We start from the raw sequence: 14,167 nt of genomic DNA, 5'->3' as shown, positions 1-14,167 counted from the left end.
GCCGCTGGATCAGCCGTAAGGCGAGCGGCACTGGCGGCGCGGTCCGTTATAAGGCTGGAACGTATTGTCATAGGCCCGGTAGGACCGATAGCGCGAATAACACCACTCGACATGGGCATTGCCGCCGCGTGGGCGATAACGAATTGGCGGCTCCTGTGCAGCGATCGCGCCACCGATGATGGCGCCCGCGATAAACGCTGCCGGCGGGAACCAATAGCCGTTGTGATAGCGATAACCCGGCCTGCGAGCGCGGTAGCCGCGATGGCCTCTATAATAGCCGCGCCGGTCGCCGCGATAATGGTGACGATACCCATCCCGGTAGCGCTCACGGTACTGAACTTCAGTCGGGCCCAGTCTTTCCCATGCGGGTGCCGGCGAGGGCATCGCCGCGGTCGCAGGCGCGACGAACGGCACCGAAAGCGCCATCGCCGCAGCGCAGATACTGGAAACGATCTTTAACATGCCGAGTCTCCTTGCGTCCAAGAATCGTGCGTTCCAATCCCTTCAAGGATTTTAACGATTATCAGACCGGAACGTTCCGGTAGGTTAAGCGCCTTTACAAGCATCTACAAGCTACGCAGTTGTATTAGTCGCACACCAAGTGAAGTAGCATCAAACGTCATCTTCCGCGATGATGCCGCCTTCGGTCTCCAGCGTTGCAATGCGCGCCACTTCGGACCTGGTGAACTTGAGCCGCACGCCGGCTCCGCCGCCGTTTTCCGGGATGAGGCGGACGCCGCCATGCTCGAGCGCTGATGCCATGGCCTCGACCAGCGCCGGCTCGACTGTCATACGGTCTGTCTCGAAGTCGACGATCGCAGCGGCCGGCACCTCCGAGACTCGAGCCAAATCCTCGACCGTCCATTCGATCAGCGCGCGGCCGGCGCGGCATTGGGCTGGCAGTAATTTCATCACCTTTCCGAGAGTTCGGGACACGAGATCGTATCAACGGGCAAGACGGGCTGCAACGCGACGATCTGGCCAATTGAGGCAGCAGACAAGTCCGGGCTTCACCCGTCGTTGGACGCTTGTTTTTGCGGTTGACCGCGTCAGGCGCGCTCCCTATGTTCGCGCGCAATTTCCAGGCCGCTTCGGGCGCGCCACGGGAGCGCGTAGCTCAGTTGGTAGAGCAACTGACTTTTAATCAGTAGGTCCAGGGTTCGAGCCCCTGCGCGCTCACCAGACAATCGCCTAGAGATTTCCAAGATTCCGTTCGGCTTCCACTGCAGCAGGTCCGCCATCAGGATCGTTGAGCTTGAGGCAAAGCGTGCTCGCGGAACCGTATGACAAACCGATCAGGGCGAGAGCGCCGAGTTCAGCCGGACGGTCATGAGCATTGTCCCAGATCATCCAGGTGCCAAATGGTTCCTCGACGCATTCGAAGCGATGGTTGTCCTGAGAAAGCATCCCGTCTCCCGCATTTGCGACGGGGCCTATCGCAGCGTCAGGGTTTCTGAAGCGTTAACGACTGCGCATATTTGTCCTGTTTTGGGACAAAAAGGCGCGCAAAACGTGCAGGATGTCGCCGTCGATCACGGTCTGTGGCCGGGTGGCGCAAGCCGCCAGCGACCGTTTGACACGTTTTGATGATTGGAGCCCGCGCGCCCCAGCGTCTATATCGATGCCGAAATCGAACAGGCACGGATTTGAATCACATGGCAGTGGACGTCGGCTACCTCAGCGCTGTCGGAGCAGGCGCGATCTCGTTCCTGTCGCCATGCGTCTTACCTCTGGTGCCGCCCTATCTCTGCTACATGGCTGGGGTTTCGATGGACGACTTCCGGGCCAGCGATACGACATCCGGCAGCGCTGCGACCGTTGCGGCAAGTCCGGCGCGCCTAGCGCTGATGAACGCCTCTTTCGCTTTCGTGCTGGGGTTCACCACCGTCTTCGTGGCGCTCGGCGCGGGGGCGTCGACGATCGGCGGACTGCTGCGCGTGTGGCAGCAGGAACTGGCGATGGTGGCGGGCGTGCTCATCATCGTCATGGGGCTCAATTTCCTCGGGCTGATCCGCATTCCCTTGCTGTCGCGGGAAGCGCGTTTCCAGCCCGGCGGCAAGCCCGCAAGCATGGCTGCGGCCTATGTGATGGGCCTTGCCTTCGCATTTGGCTGGACGCCTTGCATTGGCCCCGTTCTGGGCCCGATCCTGACGCTTGCCGGCGGCCGCGATACGGTCGGCGAGGGCGCCCTGCTTCTCGCGGCCTATTCGCTGGGCCTCGGCATCCCGTTTCTGCTGGCAGCGCTGTTTTCCGGTGCGTTCATGCGGTTTCTGGGGCGCTTCCGCATGCATCTCGGCCGTGTCGAGAAGGTGATGGGCGCGCTGCTCGTCATCGCCGGCGTGCTGTTCCTGACCGGCGGCATCCAGGCTGCATCCTACTGGCTGCTGGAAACCTTCCCGACGCTCGGCACGCTGGGCTAATCGCGCCGCAGCCTTTCGCGCAGCCATGCCACCGGAAAGGTGGCAAGCACGATGCCGGCCATGACCAATGCGATGCCGGCGATGTGGAACGCCTCCAGCCTTTCGCCCAGCAAACCCACGGCCATGAGCACGCCGTAGGGCGGCATCAGGTACATGAAGACGCCGGTGAGCGAAGGCCCGAGCTGGCGCAGGCCGAACTGGAAGCTGGAGAACGCGAGCAGGGAGGCGAAGACGACGATGCCGGCGATGCCGCCCCAGGCCGAGCCGGTGGAAGGGATTGCTGCGCCGTTGAACCACTCGAGTGCCGCAGCCGGCAGGAGAAGCGTGGCCCCAATTGCCGCAAGCAGGCCCAGAAGCGCGGCATTGGAAAGGCGCTGAAGGTAGGGCGCGCGATAAATGATCGAATAGGTCGCCCAGGCGATTGCCGCGGCCACGAACAGCAGGTCGCCGAGATTGAAGTCGAGCGAGAACAGCGCCAGCGGGTCGCCGCGCAGCACGATGGTTGCGATGCCGACAAAGGCGATGAGGGAACCGATGCCTTCGCGCAGGCCGATTCGCCGGCCCCTGAACATGGCCTCCAGAAGCAGGATGATGACAGGCGAGGTCGTGTAGATCAGCGTGCCGTTGGTGGCCGAGGTCCACCGAAGCGCGAGATAGACCCCGGCGCCGCATACGCACATGCCCAGGAAGGCGAGCAGCGCCAGCGTTTTCCAATGTGTGCGCACCATGCTGCCGATAACCGTCCGTTCCCGCAGCATGAAGGGGGAGAGTGCCAAGGCTACCGCCAGCCAACGCAGGAAGGCCAGCATGAAAGGCGAGACTTCGCCGATCGTGCCTCGGCCGAAGACCAGATTGCTCGAGAAGAACAGCGGCGCGAGCAACATGATCGGCAATGCAAGCCGGGTCATGCGGGAGGTGTTGTCGGTCAAGGCATGATTCCGGTAGCTGGAGTTCATTCGCCGCCGTTGCATCGTCTGGCAACGAACCGGGAGGATTGGAGCGGGCCGATCGTGGTGTTACAGAGGATCGGATTCCCGTTCAATCGATAAGCCGGAACGCCTCAATGAGCCAAAGAACGTGCCTGTCCGTCATTCTCGCCGCCGGTGAAGGAACCCGTATGAAGAGCGCACTGCCCAAGGTGCTGCATCCGATCGCCGGGCTGCCGATGGTGGCGCATGTCGTCAAGGCGGCGAGGCGCGACGAGGCGACCGAGGTGGCGGTCGTGGTCGGACGCGAGGCGGACACGGTGCGCGAGGCGGTGCTGCCTTTTGCGCCGGAGGCAGAGGTTTTCCTGCAGTCCGAGCGGCTGGGCACGGCGCATGCGGTGTTGGCGGCCCGCGAAAAGATCGCGCGCGGTTATGACGACGTCCTCGTCGTCTTCGGCGACACGCCGCTGGTTCAGGCCGAGGCACTTGCGGACCTGCGCGCGGAACTGGCCAAGGGCGCGGCGGTCGTCGTCATGGGTTTCCGTGCGCCGGACCCGACCGGCTACGGAAGGCTGATCGAGGAGAACGGCGCGCTGGTCGCGATTCGCGAGGAACGCGACGCGAGCGCTGCCGAGCGCACCATCGATTTCTGCAATGGCGGCCTGATGGCGATTGCCGGCGTGCATGCGCTGCCGCTTCTCGACGCGGTGAAGAACGACAACGCCAAGGGCGAGTATTACCTGACCGACATCGTCGAGATCGCCGCGGGGCAGGGGCTGAAGGTGGCGGCGACGGAAGCGCCCTACGAAAACGTGCTCGGCATCAACAACCGGCTCGAACTCTCCGAGGCCGAGGCGATCTGGCAGCGCCGGCGGCGGCGGGAGATGATGCTGGACGGCGTGTCGATGCTCGACCCCGACAGCGTGCATCTTTCCCACGACACCGAGATCGCGCCGGACGCGGTGCTGGAGCCGAACGTGTTCTTCGGTCCGGGGGTCAAGGTTTCCGCCGGCGCGCGCGTCCGCGCCTTTTCGCATCTTGAGAAGGCGATCGTCGGCGAGAATGCCGAAATCGGCCCGTTTGCGCGGCTGCGCCCCGGCGCACAGATCGGCACCAAGGCCAAGGTCGGCAATTTCTGCGAGGTGAAGAACGCGGTCGTCGACGCGGGCGCCAAGGTTAACCACCTCTCCTATGTCGGCGACGCCCATGTCGGCGCCAAGGCCAATCTCGGCGCCGGCACGATCACCTGCAACTATGACGGCTATGCCAAGCACCATACGGAGATCGGGGCCGGCGCATTCGTGGGAACGAATACCTCCTTGGTCGCACCGGTGACCATTGGCGAGGGGGCCTACATCGCTTCCGGCAGCGTGATTACGGCGAACGTGCCCGACGATGCCCTTGCCTTCGGCCGCGCGCGGCAGGAGAACAAGGAAGGGTTAGGCCGCCGGCTGCGCGAGAAGCTGGCGGCCCAGGCGGGCAAGTAACCGTATCGTCAGGCCTTTGTTGTAGGCGGCGTCTGCTGCATTTATGGGATATGAACTGAAACCATATGTGATTTCTGCGTAAGTCTCCGGAACACTATCAATCCGGCGGATCGGGGCGGAACGGGAAGGGTTTGGAAAGATGTGCGGAATCGTTGGGATCGTCGGGCGCGCGCCCGTTGCGCCGCTGATTGTCGACGCGCTCAAGCGGCTGGAATATCGCGGGTACGATTCCGCGGGCGTGGCGACAATTGACCACGGACGGCTGGGTCGCCGCCGGGCCGAGGGCAAGCTCGTCAACCTGGAGAAGCGACTGGGCGATGAGCCGCTCGACGGCACGATCGGCATCGGCCACACGCGCTGGGCCACCCACGGCGTGCCGAACGAGACCAACGCACATCCGCATTTCTCCAACGATGTCGCCATCGTCCACAACGGCATCATCGAGAACTTCGCAGAGCTGCGGTCTTCGCTGATCGCCGACGGCTATGAATTCGCCTCGCAGACCGACACCGAGGTCGTGGCGCATCTGGTCTCGAGGGAGCTGGCGAAGGGGCTCGGCCCCGTCGAGGCCGCGCACAACGCGCTGAAGCAGCTCGAAGGCGCCTTCGCGCTCGCCATCATGTTCCGGGGCGACGAAGACATGATCATCGGCGCGCGCAACGGCCCGCCGCTGGCCGTCGGCCACGGCGAGGGTGAGATGTATCTGGGCTCAGACGCCATCGCGCTCGCTCCCTTCACCAACGCCATCACCTATCTGGAAGACGGCGACTGGGCGGTCGTGCGCCGCGGCGGAATGGAAATCTTCGACATCGAAGGCAACCCGGTCGACCGCAAGCGCCAGCAATCCATTGGCAGCAGCTATCTCGTCGACAAGGGCAACTATCGCCACTTCATGGAGAAGGAGATCTACGAGCAGCCGGAGGTGGTTTCCCACACGCTGGCGCATTATCTCGACTTCGCCAACGGTGTTGCCAAGGATTTCGAGACGCCGTTCGATTTCGGCAAGATCGATCGCCTCGCCATCTCCGCCTGCGGCACCGCCTATCTGGCGGGGCTGATCGGCAAATACTGGTTCGAGCGCCATGCGCGCCTGCCGGTCGACATCGATATCGCCTCGGAGTTCCGCTACCGCGAAATGCCGCTGTCGAAGCAGAGCGGGGCACTCTTCATCTCGCAGTCGGGCGAGACCGCCGACACTCTGGCCTCGCTACGCTATTGCCGGCAGGAGGGCCTGCCGATCGGCGCGATCGTCAATGTGCGCGAATCCACCATCGCGCGCGAGTCCGACGGCATCTTCCCGACGCTGGCAGGCCCCGAGATCGGCGTCGCTTCGACCAAGGCGTTCACCTGTCAGCTTTCAGTGCTGGCCTCACTGGCCGTCAAGGCGGCGGCCGCGCGCGGCGAGGTTGACGCCGAGGGCGAGAAGCTGCTGGTGCGCCAGCTTTCGGAGGCGCCGAAGCTTGCCAACCAGACGCTGAAGCTCGCCGGGCAGATCGAAAAGCTGGCGCGCGACCTCTCGCACTACAAGCACGTGCTCTACCTTGGCCGCGACACCAACTATCCGCTGGCGATGGAAGGCGCGCTCAAGCTCAAGGAAATCTCCTACATCCACGCCGAGGGCTATGCGGCCGGCGAGCTCAAGCACGGGCCGATCGCGCTGATCGACGAGCAGATGCCGGTGATCGTGATCGCGCCGCATGACCGCATTTTTGAAAAGACCGTGTCGAACATGCAGGAGGTGGCGGCACGCGGCGGCAAGATCATCCTGATTACCGATGCCAAGGGCGCGAAGCACTCGACGATCGACACGCTCGACACCATCATCGTGCCCGACGTGCCCGAGATCATCTCGCCGATCGTCTATTCGCTGCCGATCCAGATGCTGGCCTATTACACGGCCGTGTTCATGGGCACCGACGTCGACCAGCCGCGCAACCTCGCCAAGTCGGTGACGGTGGAGTAGGGAAAGGGTGCGTCCTTCGAGGCTCGCCCTCAAAAGGTTGTAGCGAACCTGCAAGCGGTGTTGCGGGCTCGCACCTCAGGATGAGGGAGGTTGGCGCTCGATCACGCGACGCAGTGGGCTCGATGCACGACATCGCCCCTCCTAATGTGAGGGTGGAGCTCGCCGGTCATGGGCTCGACTGCACCAGCGCCCTCATCCTGAGGTGCGAGCGAAGCGAGCCTCGAAGGACGCACGAGATCTTTCAGGGCACGGAAATCGACGGAACTACCCAGCCCGCAGCAGGCGCACGGCGTCGTCGCGGCCGTAGAGGTAGAGCAGGACACGTAGCGCTTCGCCGCGAGGTGAGCGCAGGTCGGGATCGCGCTCCAGCATGAGGCGCGCGTCGTCGCGCGCGATCTCCAGCAGGTCGGAATGGTGGTCGAGCCGCGCCACGCGGAAACCCGGCGTTCCCGACTGGCGGGTTCCGAGCAACTCGCCTTCGCCGCGCAGCTTCAGGTCTTCCTCCGCGATGCGGAACCCATCTTCCGTTTCGCGCATCACCGACAGGCGCTGCTTGGCGACGAGGCCGAGCGGCTCCTTGTAGAGAAGCACGCAGGTCGACGGCTTGTCGCCGCGCCCGACCCGGCCCCGCAACTGGTGCAGTTGCGCGAGGCCGAAGCGCTCGGCGTGCTCGATGACGATGATGGTGGCGTCCGGAACGTCCACGCCCACCTCGACCACCGTCGTGCCGACCAGAAGCCTTGTTTCGCCTTCCTTGAAGGCGCGCATGGCCTCGTCCTTGTCGCGGCCGTTCATGCGGCCATGGATCAGGCCGACTTTTTTCCCGAAGACCGGCTGCAAGCTGGCAAAGCGGTCTTCCGCCGACATCAGCTTCACGTCCTCGGATTCTTCCACCAGCGGGCAGATCCAGTAGACCTTCTGGCCCTCGGCAACGGCCTTTCGCATGCGCTCCACCAGTTCGCCGAGCCGCTCAAGCGGCAGCGTCACCGTCTGGATCGGCCGGCGGCCGGCCGGCTTTTCGGTGAGCCGCGACACGTCCATATCGCCGAAGGCGGTGAGCACCAGCGTGCGCGGGATGGGCGTCGCGGTCATCACCAGCATGTCGACGGCCTCGCCCTTGGCTGAGATCGCCAGACGCTGGTGGACGCCGAACCGATGCTGTTCGTCGATGATCGCCAGCGCGAGATCGTGGAAGACGACGCTTTCCTGGAACAGGGCGTGGGTGCCCAGCACGAAATGGATTGCACCCGATGCGATGCCTGCGAGGATTTCGGCCCTCTCGCGACCCTTTTCGCGACCAGTCAGCACGACGGCGCGCAAGCCGGCGCGCGCGGCAAGCGGCGCGATGGTGACGAGATGCTGGCGCGCAAGGATTTCCGTCGGGGCCATGAGCGCCGCCTGTCCGCCTGCTTCGGCCGCCCGCGCCATGGCGAGCAGGGCGACGACCGTCTTGCCGGAGCCGACGTCGCCCTGCAGCAGGCGCAGCATCCGGTCGGGCGAGGCGAGATCAGTGTGGATTTCCTCAAGCGCTGCTTCCTGCGAGCCGGTGAGCGAATAGGGCAGTGCGGCGCGGATCGCCGCCTCGAGCCTGCCATCGCCGACGAGTGGCCGGCCCGTCGTCCGCCTGATGCGGGCCCGAACGAGCGCCAGCGCGAGTTGCCCGGCCAACAGTTCGTCATAGGCGAGACGCCGCCAGGCAGCGCCTTCCGGTGAAATGTCGAGCGGGTCGGCGGGTTCGTGCAGCCGGTGCAGCGCCATGCGAATGGCCGGAAAACTGTGCCGCCGCATCAGCTCGCCATCCAGCCATTCCGGCAGGTCGGGCAGGCGGGCGACCGAACCGAGGATCGCACGACGCAGCACCTTGCCGGAAAGCCCGGCGGTCAGCGGATAGACGGGTTCCACCAGCGGCAGCTCGTCCACGCGCGCCACGGGCACCATGTGGTCCGGATGGACCATGGAGGGGCGGCCGTTGAACCACTCCATCCGGCCGGAAACCAGCATGCGCTCGCCTTCCGGCAGGGCTTTTGCCAGCCACTCCTGCCGGGCGTGGAAGAAGGTCAGCGCGATCTCGTCGCTCTCGTCATAGGCATAGACGCGATAAGGCACCGAGCGGTTGCCGCGCGGGGGCGGTTGGTGCCGGCCGATCGTCACCTCCAAAGTGACCACGACGCTCTCCGGCGCATCGGCGATCAGATAGCGCGTGCGCCGGTCGATCATCGAATGCGGCAGCACGAACAGCAGGTCGCCGACGCGCGCCTCGCGCCCGCCCGTATCCATCGGCACCACATTGGCGATCAGGCCGGCCACTTTCGGGCCGACGCCGTCGAGCGTGGTGACGGGAGCAAACAGCGGATCGAGCAGGGAAGGGCGCATCGGCCGACCATATGTCGGCAGACCGTGTCCGCAAAGGCTGACATTGGCGTCGCCAGCCGCTATATGCGCCATTCATCCATGGCTTTCCACAGACCCTTGGGGTTTTCCCGATCATGACCGGAACCACGCGGTCCAGCGCCGATCTCGACATCCGCCGCCGCAAGGCGCTTTTCCGCTCCTGGCACCGGGGCATGCGCGAGGTCGACCTGATCCTCGGCAGCTTCGCAGACGGCGAGATCGGCCGGCTTAGCGACGGCGAGCTGACGGCCTATGAGGCGCTGATGGCGGAGCCCGATGCCGATATTCTGAAATGGGTGACGGGCGAGGCCGCCGTGCCAACCCGCCACGACAACGAGGTGTTCGCGAAAATCCTGACATACCGCGAAGCGCCGCTTGCCTGAGTGACGACCGAACCATGAGCCTTATCGACCCCATCCGCCTTGCGCAGGACGGCCCCACCGTCGTCGACGGCGTTGCCGACGGATACGAAGCCTTCGCGCTGGCGGCGGTTGCCGCCGGGCTGGGCGAGCAACCGCTGGTCTTCGTCGTTCGCGACGGGCAACGGCTGCCAGCCATTGCCGAAACGCTCGCTTTCGTCGCGCCAGACTTGCCTGTTCTCGAACTGCCTGCGTGGGACTGCCTGCCCTATGACCGCGTTTCGCCGGGTTCAGACGCCGCCGCGCGGCGGCTCGACGCCATGGCCGCGATGGCGGCACTGGCCGAGAAGCCTCATCGTGCGGTGATCCTGGTGAGCGCCAACGCGCTTTTGCAGCGCATGCCGCCCGCGGATGCGATCGCTGCGCAGAGTTTCGTGGCGAAGCCGGGCAACCAGGTGGACATGAACGAGCTTGCCGCCCGGCTGGAAACCAGCGGTTTCGAGCGCGTTCCGACCGTGCGCGATGTCGGCGAGTTCGCCGTGCGCGGCGGCATTCTCGATCTCTACGCGCCGGGCGACGATCCGCTGCGGCTGGATTTCTTCGGCGACACGCTGGAATCGATCCGCGCCTTCGACGTGGCGAGCCAGCGCACGACCGGCCAGCGCCCGTCGCTGACGCTCAAGCCGATGAGCGAGGTGACGCTGACGCCCGACACGATCAGCCGCTTCCGCCGCGCCTATATCGAGGCCTTCGGCGCGCCCTCGCGCGACGACGCGCTCTATGCGGCGGTCAGCGAGGGCCGGCGCTTTGCCGGCATGGAGCACTGGCTGCCGCTGTTCTACGAACGGCTCGACACGGTGTTCGACTATCTACCTGACGTGCCGGTCGTCTTCGACCATCTGACGCGCGAGGCGATCGGCGAGCGCCATGCGCTGATCGAGGACCATTACGAGGCGCGCGTGCGCCAGCCGGCCGCCGGCATGGGCGAGGCCGTGCCCTACAAGCCGGTGAGGCCGGAACTGCTCTACCTGACGCCGGACGAGGTTTCGGGCCGCACCGCCAGCCGCCGATCCGCGGAGTTCACCCCGTTCGAGGTGCCGGAGACGAGTGGCCGCACGCTGCGCCACGCCGGCGCGCATGGCGGCCGGAACTTTGCCGAGGAGCGCGCCGACCCCAAGGCGAACGTGTTCGACCACGCCGTTCGCCATATTGCGTCCTTGCGCGCCGCGGGACGCCGCGTGCTGGTGGCGGGCTGGAGCGAGGGCTCGCTCGACCGGCTGACCCAGATCCTTGCCGAACACCAGCTTGAAAACCTGAAGCGCGTCGGATCGCTTGCGGAAGCCGCGAAGCTCAAGCCGGGCGAGGCCGGCCTTGTCGTGTTGCCGCTCGAAGCGGGTTTCGAAACGGAGCCGCTCGTCGTCGTCGCGGAACAGGACATTCTCGGCGACAGGCTGATTCGGCGCAGCAAGAAGCGGCGCAAGGCGTCTGATTTCATTGCGGAAGTTGCCGCACTGTCTGCCGGCGACATCGTCGTGCATGCGGACCATGGCATCGGCCGGTTCGTGGGCCTGCGCACCATCGAGGCTGCCGGCGCGCCGCACGATTGCCTCGAAATCCGCTATGCGGGCGACGACCGGCTTTTCCTGCCGGTCGAGAATATCGAACTTCTGTCGCGGTACGGATCGGATGCCGCCGAGACTGTGCTCGACAAGCTGGGCGGCGTTGCCTGGCAGTCGCGCAAGGCCAAGCTGAAGCGCCGCCTGCTGGAAATGGCCGGGCAGCTCATCAATCTCGCCGCCGAGCGCCAGATGCGGCCGGCGCCGGTGATCACGCCGCCCGACGGGCTCTATGGCGAGTTCGCCGCGCGCTTCCCCTATGATGAGACGGACGACCAGCAGGCGGCGATCGATGCCGTCAGCGACGATCTGGCGGCCGGCCGGCCGATGGACCGGCTGATTTGCGGCGACGTGGGCTTCGGCAAGACCGAGGTTGCGCTGCGCGCCGCCTTCCTCGCCGCTATGGAAGGGTTCCAGGTGGCGGTGGTGGTGCCGACGACGCTTCTGGCCCGCCAGCACTTCCGCACCTTCAGCCAGCGCTTTTCCGGCCTGCCAGTCAAAGTGCGGCAGGCTTCGCGGCTGGTCGGCTCCAAGGAACTGGCCGAGACGAAGAAGGGCATCACCGACGGCACGGTCGACATCGTGGTCGGCACCCACGCGCTGCTGGGGTCATCGATCACGTTCAAGAATCTTGGCCTGCTGATCGTCGACGAGGAGCAACATTTCGGCGTCAAGCACAAGGAGCGGCTGAAGGAGCTGAAGAGCGACGTACATGTGCTCACCCTTTCGGCGACGCCGATCCCGCGCACGCTGCAGCTTGCGCTGACGGGCGTGCGGGAACTGTCGCTGATTACCACGCCGCCGGTGGACCGCATGGCGGTGCGCACCTTCATCTCGCCTTTCGATCCGCTGGTGATCCGCGAGACGCTGCTGCGCGAGCGCTATCGCGGTGGCCAGAGCTTCTATGTGGTGCCGCGCATCTCCGATCTCACCGAGGTGCGGCAGTTTCTGGAGGAGCAGGTGCCGGAGCTGAAGGTCGCGACCGCGCACGGCCAGATGCCGGCGGGCGAGCTCGACGACATCATGAACGCCTTCTACGACGGGCAGTACGACGTGCTCCTGTCGACCACCATCGTCGAATCCGGCCTCGACATCCCGACGGCCAACACGTTGATCGTGCACCGCGCCGACATGTTCGGACTGGCGCAGCTCTACCAGTTGCGCGGTCGTGTCGGCCGCTCGAAGCTGCGCGCCTATGCGCTGTTCACGCTGCCGGCCAACCGGACGCTGACGCAGCTTGCCGAACGCCGGCTCAAGGTGCTGCAGTCGCTGGACACACTTGGCGCCGGCTTCCAGCTTGCCAGCCACGACCTCGACATTCGCGGCGCCGGCAACCTGCTGGGGGAGGAGCAGTCGGGCCACATCAAGGAAGTCGGCTTCGAGCTCTACCAGCAGATGCTGGAGGAGGCCGTCGCGGAGCTGCGCGGCACGGGCGAGGTCGCCGACGGAAGCTGGTCGCCGCAGATCGCCATCGGTACCTCGGTGATGATCCCCGAAGGCTACGTACCGGACCTTCAGCTTCGCCTCGCGCTCTATCGCCGGCTCGCCGATCTGGAGACGCCGGAGGAGATCGACGGGTTCGGGGCGGAACTCATCGACCGCTTCGGCCCGCTTCCCGAAGAGGTCGACCATCTGCTCAAGATCGTCTTCATCAAGGCGCTGTGCCGCAAGGCCAATGTCGAGAAGCTCGACGCCGGGCCCAAGGGCGTGGTGATCCACTTCCGCAACAAGGCGTTCCCCGACCCGGCCGGGCTGGTGCGCTTCATCGGCGAGCAGGGGTCGCTGGCCAAGATCAGGCCCGACCATTCGATCGTGCTGATGCGCGAATGGCCGACCGCACAGAAGCGGCTGGCCGGATCGGCCGTGGTGATGACGCAGCTCGCGCGACTGGCGGAGAAGGTGGCGGCCTAGTAGGTTGTGGGCGGGGAGGTCGTCTTATGCTGGAGTTTGGTTTGTTTATATTTGCTGGCTTGCTGGTTAATGCGGCGGCGATTATCGAGCGTCGGACGTATCAAATCACCGGAAGTTCGATATTCGATCAGCAAAATGTTAAATGGTTTCGCTTCGCTGCGGTCGTGGCCATGTCAGTTGACATATTGTATTTTGGAGAAATTGAAACATTCTTCTCTTTTTTTGTCATTTATTGTGTAATTTCATTTCTTATCGCTGTTATTTGGCGATTTAAGCTTAATCGTCGTTTCGACTACTGGTGACCGTTTGGCTGAGCAAGCGGATAATGATCCTCCGGTAGACCCTCACATGCAGCCGGGGTAGCGCGGGCGTGGCCGGGAGTGCTTAAGCCTCGTTCGAAAGCTCGCCCTTAGCCTTCGCAACAGCGACCTGGCGGATGGCGTCGGCGAGCGTTTCGGCGTCCTGGGCGCCCATCACGGCGTATTTGCCTTCGAGCAGGAAGCAGGGCACGCCGCGCACGCCCATCTGCGCGGCAGTCGCGATCTCGCTCTGCACGGATTCGGCGTCAGCGTTGGACGATAGCAGCGCCTCGACCAGCGGGCCGTCCATGCCAGCTTCGACGGCGGTTTCCACGAGTACGGCGCGGTCGCCGATGTCGCGGGCTTCCTCGAAGAACTGTTCGAACAGCCGCCGTACCACCGGCCCCTGCGTGCCGGCGGGGGCCTTGGGCGATGCCGCCCAGCGGATCAGCCGGTGCGCGTCGAGCGTGTTGGGCGAGGTCTCGATGGCCTCGAAATTGAAGCGGATGCCTTCGACTTCGCCAAGCTGCGAGACCTGCGCGTGGATTTCCTTGAGGCGCTCCGCGCTGCCGAACTTGTTCAGCATGTATTCCTTGCGCGGCATGCCGCCGGCCGGGATGGTGGGGTCGAGCTGGTAGGGACGCCAGCGCACGTTGACCGGAACGTCGCCGGCGAGCGTCATCGCTGTTTCCAGCCGCTTCATGCCGATGAAGCACCACGGGCAGACGACGTCGGAAATGACGTCGACGGTGATGCCGTTTTCTTCGCTCATGTCGATCTCCTTCGGGTGCTGGC

At 64.9% G+C, this 14,167-nt stretch carries 12 protein-coding genes and 1 tRNA gene; 7 read left to right on the top strand and 6 right to left on the bottom strand.

Annotated elements, in window-relative coordinates; all coding sequences use genetic code 11:
* Window positions 1–9: 9 nt before the first annotated feature.
* Both ACVJNE_RS12130 and ACVJNE_RS12125 read right to left on the bottom strand, forming a co-directional pair.
* Window positions 10–462, bottom strand: a complete 453-nt coding sequence (locus tag ACVJNE_RS12130) for a BA14K family protein (RefSeq protein ID WP_499565865.1) — start codon at window positions 460–462, stop codon at window positions 10–12.
* Window positions 463–612: 150 nt separating this feature from the next.
* Window positions 613–912 (bottom strand): XRE family transcriptional regulator, encoded by a 300-nt coding sequence (locus ACVJNE_RS12125; protein ID WP_499565863.1) that lies wholly within the window; start codon window positions 910–912, stop codon window positions 613–615.
* A 194-nt stretch (window positions 913–1,106) separates the two neighbouring features.
* On the opposite strand from ACVJNE_RS12125, the gene ACVJNE_RS12120 reads away from it, so the two are divergent.
* Window positions 1,107–1,182, top strand: a tRNA-Lys gene (locus ACVJNE_RS12120).
* Between the two features lie 9 nt (window positions 1,183–1,191).
* Here the strand turns inward: ACVJNE_RS12120 and ACVJNE_RS12115 are convergent.
* On the bottom strand, window positions 1,192–1,407 hold the full coding sequence (locus ACVJNE_RS12115) for a hypothetical protein (protein ID WP_499565861.1): 216 nt from the start codon (window positions 1,405–1,407) through the stop codon (window positions 1,192–1,194).
* A gap of 248 nt (window positions 1,408–1,655) precedes the next feature.
* On the opposite strand from ACVJNE_RS12115, the gene ACVJNE_RS12110 reads away from it, so the two are divergent.
* Window positions 1,656–2,420, top strand: coding sequence for a cytochrome c biogenesis CcdA family protein (locus ACVJNE_RS12110; protein ID WP_499565859.1), 765 nt, complete (start codon window positions 1,656–1,658; stop codon window positions 2,418–2,420).
* On the opposite strand, the gene ACVJNE_RS12105 is transcribed toward ACVJNE_RS12110, so the two are convergent.
* Window positions 2,417–3,349, bottom strand: a complete 933-nt coding sequence (locus ACVJNE_RS12105; protein ID WP_499565857.1) for a DMT family transporter — start codon at window positions 3,347–3,349, stop codon at window positions 2,417–2,419. The two genes, ACVJNE_RS12110 and ACVJNE_RS12105, sit on opposite strands and share 4 nt — an antisense overlap.
* Before the next feature lie 134 nt (window positions 3,350–3,483).
* Between ACVJNE_RS12105 and glmU the strand changes: the two genes are divergently transcribed.
* Together glmU and glmS are read left to right on the top strand one after the other, a co-directional pair.
* Window positions 3,484–4,833: a bifunctional UDP-N-acetylglucosamine diphosphorylase/glucosamine-1-phosphate N-acetyltransferase GlmU gene (gene glmU / locus ACVJNE_RS12100; protein ID WP_499565855.1), complete on the top strand. Its 1,350-nt coding sequence runs from the start codon at window positions 3,484–3,486 to the stop codon at window positions 4,831–4,833.
* Window positions 4,834–4,972: 139 nt separating this feature from the next.
* On the top strand, window positions 4,973–6,796 hold the full coding sequence (glmS, locus tag ACVJNE_RS12095) for a glutamine--fructose-6-phosphate transaminase (isomerizing) (RefSeq protein ID WP_499565853.1): 1,824 nt from the start codon (window positions 4,973–4,975) through the stop codon (window positions 6,794–6,796).
* Between the two features lie 264 nt (window positions 6,797–7,060).
* Here the strand turns inward: glmS and recG are convergent, their stop codons facing one another.
* Complete coding sequence (gene recG, locus ACVJNE_RS12090) at window positions 7,061–9,169, bottom strand: ATP-dependent DNA helicase RecG (protein ID WP_499565964.1); 2,109 nt, start codon at window positions 9,167–9,169, stop codon at window positions 7,061–7,063.
* A gap of 113 nt (window positions 9,170–9,282) precedes the next feature.
* Here recG and ACVJNE_RS12085 point away from each other — a divergent pair, with 113 nt between their 5' ends.
* The 3 genes from ACVJNE_RS12085 to ACVJNE_RS12075 are packed head-to-tail and all read left to right on the top strand — an operon-like array spanning window position 9,283 to window position 13,375.
* Window positions 9,283–9,570 (top strand): FAD assembly factor SdhE, encoded by a 288-nt coding sequence (locus tag ACVJNE_RS12085; protein WP_499565851.1) that lies wholly within the window; start codon window positions 9,283–9,285, stop codon window positions 9,568–9,570.
* Between the two features lie 14 nt (window positions 9,571–9,584).
* Window positions 9,585–13,073, top strand: coding sequence for a transcription-repair coupling factor (gene mfd / locus ACVJNE_RS12080; protein ID WP_499565849.1), 3,489 nt, complete (start codon window positions 9,585–9,587; stop codon window positions 13,071–13,073).
* A 26-nt stretch (window positions 13,074–13,099) separates the two neighbouring features.
* Window positions 13,100–13,375, top strand: coding sequence for a hypothetical protein (locus tag ACVJNE_RS12075; RefSeq protein ID WP_499565847.1), 276 nt, complete (start codon window positions 13,100–13,102; stop codon window positions 13,373–13,375).
* 82 nt (window positions 13,376–13,457) lie between these two features.
* Here the strand turns inward: ACVJNE_RS12075 and ACVJNE_RS12070 are convergent, their stop codons facing one another.
* Window positions 13,458–14,144 (bottom strand): DsbA family oxidoreductase, encoded by a 687-nt coding sequence (locus ACVJNE_RS12070; RefSeq protein ID WP_499565845.1) that lies wholly within the window; start codon window positions 14,142–14,144, stop codon window positions 13,458–13,460.
* Between the last annotated feature and the right edge of the window lie 23 nt (window positions 14,145–14,167).

The sequence above is a fragment of the Mesorhizobium sp. DxT genome, assembly GCF_058448885.1.
Note: the sequence above shows the minus strand (reverse complement) of the source record. Positions and strands in the feature narration are given on the sequence as shown.

Coding starts and splice junctions, on each gene's coding strand:
- glmS (WP_499565853.1), top strand. CDS start 4,973: ATGTGCGGAATCGTTGGGATCGTCGGGCGCGCGCCCGTTGCGCCGCTG.
- ACVJNE_RS12070 (WP_499565845.1), bottom strand. CDS start 14,144: ATGAGCGAAGAAAACGGCATCACCGTCGACGTCATTTCCGACGTCGTC.
- mfd (WP_499565849.1), top strand. CDS start 9,585: ATGAGCCTTATCGACCCCATCCGCCTTGCGCAGGACGGCCCCACCGTC.
- ACVJNE_RS12130 (WP_499565865.1), bottom strand. CDS start 462: ATGTTAAAGATCGTTTCCAGTATCTGCGCTGCGGCGATGGCGCTTTCG.
- ACVJNE_RS12085 (WP_499565851.1), top strand. CDS start 9,283: ATGACCGGAACCACGCGGTCCAGCGCCGATCTCGACATCCGCCGCCGC.
- ACVJNE_RS12110 (WP_499565859.1), top strand. CDS start 1,656: ATGGCAGTGGACGTCGGCTACCTCAGCGCTGTCGGAGCAGGCGCGATC.
- ACVJNE_RS12125 (WP_499565863.1), bottom strand. CDS start 912: ATGAAATTACTGCCAGCCCAATGCCGCGCCGGCCGCGCGCTGATCGAA.
- ACVJNE_RS12075 (WP_499565847.1), top strand. CDS start 13,100: ATGCTGGAGTTTGGTTTGTTTATATTTGCTGGCTTGCTGGTTAATGCG.
- recG (WP_499565964.1), bottom strand. CDS start 9,169: ATGCGCCCTTCCCTGCTCGATCCGCTGTTTGCTCCCGTCACCACGCTC.
- ACVJNE_RS12115 (WP_499565861.1), bottom strand. CDS start 1,407: ATGCTTTCTCAGGACAACCATCGCTTCGAATGCGTCGAGGAACCATTT.
- glmU (WP_499565855.1), top strand. CDS start 3,484: ATGAGCCAAAGAACGTGCCTGTCCGTCATTCTCGCCGCCGGTGAAGGA.